The 1,239-nt window shown below is 64.7% G+C and carries 1 protein-coding gene; it reads right to left on the bottom strand.

The annotated features are described in order from the left end of the window. Window positions 1–164: 164 nt before the first annotated feature. The gene (locus tag ACFP2T_RS47675; protein ID WP_377434665.1) at window positions 165–797 is read right to left on the bottom strand and encodes a LysE family translocator; all 633 of its coding nucleotides are present in this window, start codon (window positions 795–797) and stop codon (window positions 165–167) included. Window positions 798–1,239 lie beyond the last annotated feature (442 nt).

The raw sequence follows: 1,239 nt of genomic DNA, 5'->3' as shown, positions 1-1,239 counted from the left end.
GCCCGAGACATGCCCAGAACCGGCGGATTACACGATCAACCTTCAAAGACGAGGCACTAGTGGCAAACGGAGGCCGGCAAGGGGCGCAGACGCGGGCACATGCACCCCGTCACCGACCGCCCCTGGCGAGCAGTTGACTGAAATCGCCGACCTAAGCCACGAGATCATCGCTCGACGGCCAGTCGCACTCCCAGCCCGATGAACACACCTCCTGTGGCCGTGTCGATGCGACGGCGAGCGGCCTGCCGGCGACGTAGCCATCCCCCGATCCGACCGGCGAGCACGCCCACCGTGCCGTCGACGATGAACTCCAGCGCGATCAGAATGGTGCCGAGGATCGCGAACTGCACCCAGACCTGACCCAGTTGTGGGTTGATGAACTGGGGCAGGAACGCAATCGTGAAGGTGACCATCTTCGGGTTGAGTAGGTTGGTCAACAAGCCACTGAGATAGGCCCGCCGGCCCGAAATCCCCCCGCCGACGACTGGCAGCTCACTCTGCTCGCGCTTGCGGTGACGAATCATCTGCACCCCAAGGTAGATCAGATAGGCGCCTCCGACGATCCGCACCACCGTGAAGGCGGTCGGCACCGCCGCGAATAGAGCGGCCAGTCCGGCCGCCGCCACAGCGACGTGGACAGCCTCACTCGTTGCCACCCCCGCCGTCGCGAGCAAGCCGGCGCGCGGACCACCGCGCATCCCGCACCCCAAGACGAACAACATGTCCGGCCCGGGACTGACCATGGCGATGATGGTGGTCACCGTAAACGCCAAGAGCAGGTGTTGATCGATCGGCATAGCAAGATCGTTCCACAGATCAGCACCGCCCGGTAGGTCTCGCGCCCCCATCGGGACCTGGGACACGAGCAGGCCGAACGGCCCAAACGATGCGAGCGAGCCTCGAAGCAGTGCCGGGGCGACATCTCCGCGCACCTGCCCGGTACGCGATCTGGCCAAAAGAGGCAGCCAGCGGCGGCGAACGACGGGCAGCACCCCAACGTATGGGGCCAACTTCAACCGACATGACCATCAGTGGTTATCGAAGTAAAAAAGGCCAAACAGGTCCGGAGCCGCGGAGTCATTTCGGCCGTAGGTGGGGCCAGCTTCAGCCGTCAACCTGGGGCCACGTACGTCCGCCGTAGCCAAGGTGGCAACCCTGCGGGTGCCGACAATCCCGTCTGCGCTGGTCAGGCGGCGTTCTCGTATTCGTGTAGGAGTCCGCCGAGTTGGTCGTGCCGAC

Origin of the sequence: Plantactinospora solaniradicis, assembly GCF_042658085.1 — a bacterium.
In the GTDB taxonomy this organism is placed as follows: domain Bacteria; phylum Actinomycetota; class Actinomycetes; order Mycobacteriales; family Micromonosporaceae; genus Plantactinospora; species Plantactinospora solaniradicis.
The sequence above is the reverse complement of the archived record's forward strand: the minus strand, read 5'-3'. Positions and strand labels throughout refer to the sequence as shown.

Coding starts and splice junctions, on each gene's coding strand:
- ACFP2T_RS47675 (WP_377434665.1), bottom strand. CDS start 797: ATGCCGATCGATCAACACCTGCTCTTGGCGTTTACGGTGACCACCATC.